The sequence below is a fragment of the Robiginitalea sp. genome (genome assembly GCF_049588695.1).
Classification (GTDB): domain Bacteria; phylum Bacteroidota; class Bacteroidia; order Flavobacteriales; family Flavobacteriaceae; genus Robiginitalea.
Genome location: NZ_JBAVZJ010000207.1, coordinates 1 through 2,895 on the forward strand (window position 1 = coordinate 1; position 2,895 = coordinate 2,895).

Below are 2,895 nucleotides of genomic sequence, written 5' to 3' on the forward strand. Positions count from 1 at the left end.
ACAATGGAGCACCGAGCGGAGCGAAGGTACCCCAGTCGTGCGATCCGCTGCCGCAATAGGAAGACAGGAGAATTCAAACTGAATCCGTACATTAGACCTCATTATCCGTCTTAAACATGGCAAAAAATGTCGTCGTTATCGGCGGGGGAATAATGGGACTGAGTTCTGCCTATTACCTCCAAAAATCAGGACACCAGGTCGTTGTACTGGATAAATCTGAAATGAACGGGGGAGCCTCCTACGTCAATGCAGGTTATCTGACCCCCAGCCATATCGTGCCCCTGGCCGCCCCGGGAATGATGGCCAAAGGGTTGAAATATATGTTTAACAGCAGCAGTCCTTTTTACCTCAAACCCCGCTTCGATCGGGATTTCCTGAAATGGGCCTGGTACTTCCACCGATCTTCCACCCGTCAAAAAGTTGAACGTGCCATTCCTGTTATAGCGCGGATCAACGTGTTGAGCAAAGCGCTCTATGAAGAGATGCATCAAAGTGGGGATCTGGGAAATTTTCAATTGGAAAAAAAAGGGCTCCTGATGCTTTTTAAGTCCGAGGAATCAGGTGCGGAAGAACTGGAAGTGATGAAACGCGTCCAGGGCCTTGGCCTTGAGGCTAAAGCAGTCGACAAAGTGGAGCTCCGGGAATTACAACCCGGTTTAAATAGTGATATCCAGGGAGGCATTCACTACCTGTGCGATGCACACACCACACCTACCCAGCTCATGGAGCGCTTCAAATCCTTCCTTCCACAGGCAGGGGTCGAAATTCATACCGGGACTACTGTTACCGGATTTAATTCCAATGGCAACACCCTTACGGGAGTCCATACCACTAAAGGGTTCTTTGAAGCAGACGAAATTGTCATGGCTTCCGGGGCCTGGAGTCCCCTTTTGAGTAAAAAACTCGGGGTGAACCTACCCCTGCAAGCCGGTAAAGGGTATCGAATTGATGTAGACAGACCTACCCCGGTTCGTATACCGGCTATATTGATGGAGGCCAAAGTGGCCATTACCCCCATGGATGGCTTTACCCGGTTGGCCGGCACTATGGAGTTTTCGGGAATCAATCACCACATTCGTAAAAATCGGGTAGAAGCTATAGCACGGCTTACCGAACAGTACTACGACGCCTTTAAAATTGAACCTGCAGAACTTCAGAGCGCCGCCTGTGGACTCAGACCGGTTACCCCTGACGGCCTGCCTTACATAGGCAGGGTAGGCTCCTGGAAGAATCTATGTCTGGCAACAGGTCACGCCATGATGGGTTGGAGTCTCGGACCTGTTACAGGAAAACTCATCACCGAAATAATATCAGGGGACAAGCCCTCCATGGAGATGACAGCCTTCCATCCCGAACGCCGTTTTTAGAGGAGTAACAAAACCTTCGGCCAGACGATAGTACCTTAATGTAAGGGCGGAAAATAAACAAATGAGGTTTTAATCTGAATTTTAACGATTCGTAAAGGCGGGTTCCTTTTTATTTTTAATATTTTTGTTTAAGTTTTAAAATAAAAAGATGAACAGCGTTAAGAAGTCCTTCGGAATCCGGGATCTGGAAAATTTAAGCGGGATTAAAGCGCACACCATCAGGATCTGGGAAAAACGATACGGACTTCTTAAACCGGAACGCACCGAGACCAATATCCGGACCTACAGCCTCCAAAGCCTCCAAAAACTCCTCAATGTTACCCTGCTTTACAACAACGGGTACAAGATTTCGAAAATTGCAGATCTTCCTGAAGGCCAGATCGTTCAAGAGGTTCGGGAGATCGTGGCCCAGAACAGCGTAAAGAGTCACGCCATCAATGCCTTTAAGCTGTCGATGATCAATTTTGACCAGTCCCTTTTTCAGAAAACGTATTCCGGACTCCTGGCGGAACGCTCGTTCCGCGAAATTTTCTGGGAAGTTTTCATGCCCCTGCTACATGAACTCGGACTCCTTTGGCAATCGGATACAATCGGGCCGGCCCACGAACATTTTATCACCCACCTCATTAAACAAAAAATTTCTACGAGCACTGAAAAACTCCAGACACTGGAACCTTCAAAAACCGATAAGGTTTTTGTATTATTCCTTCCTGAGAATGAGATTCACGAAATCGGACTGTTGTTTGTGAATTACGAATTAGTCCTCAGGGGCTATAAAACGATTTACCTCGGGCAAACCATTCCTCTGGAGAGTTTGGTGGATTTAAAGAAATACTATGACGATCCGATTTTTGTTTCTTATTTTACGGTCATCCCAACTAAAGATGACCTGGGGCAATATTTTATAGATTTTCAGGAAAAACTGCATTCAGAACTCTCGAGCCAACTTTGGGTCCTGGGCAGGCAAACAGAACATGCAGCGGGAGAGGACTTACCGGAAAACATATCGCTCTACCACTCTATCGAACAATTGTTGAACCAACTGTGATCCGGTACTAGAAATCCGCCACGAATTATGAGTAAAAAGATCGCCATAATCGGATCGGGCTTCGCCGGTCTTTCGGCATCCTGTTATCTGGCACAGGCCGGGTATGAGGTTACCGTATATGAAAAAAATGAGCAATTGGGAGGAAGAGCTTCACAACTCGTTCGGGATGGGTTCACTTTCGATATGGGACCAAGTTGGTATTGGATGCCCGATATCTTTGAAAAATTCTTTCGGGATTTTGGAAAAAGCAGTTCAGACTACTATCAACTGGAGAAGCTCAGCCCTGCCTATCAGATTTTTTTCGAAGATGATGTTGTAACCATTGGGGATTCGATGGAGCAGATTTGTTCCGAATTCGAACGGATCGAACCGGGAAGTTCCAAACCCCTAAAAAAGTTTATAGCCAAGGCTGCGGATAATTACGATATCGCCATCAATAAGATGGTATACAAGCCGGGCAAGTCACCCCTTGAATTAGTC

General features: G+C 46.7%; 3 protein-coding genes. All 3 read left to right on the forward strand.

Annotated elements, in window-relative coordinates; translation table 11 throughout:
• Positions 1-116 precede the first annotated feature (116 nt).
• Positions 117-1,367 (forward strand): NAD(P)/FAD-dependent oxidoreductase, encoded by a 1,251-nt coding sequence (locus WBV75_RS04960; RefSeq protein WP_424119542.1) that lies wholly within the window; start codon positions 117-119, stop codon positions 1,365-1,367.
• 148 nt (positions 1,368-1,515) lie between these two features.
• Positions 1,516-2,415, forward strand: a complete 900-nt coding sequence (locus WBV75_RS04965) for a MerR family transcriptional regulator (protein ID WP_424119543.1) — start codon at positions 1,516-1,518, stop codon at positions 2,413-2,415.
• A gap of 27 nt (positions 2,416-2,442) precedes the next feature.
• Positions 2,443-2,895: phytoene desaturase family protein (locus tag WBV75_RS04970; protein WP_424119544.1), on the forward strand; the 453-nt coding region annotated here is incomplete at its 3' end.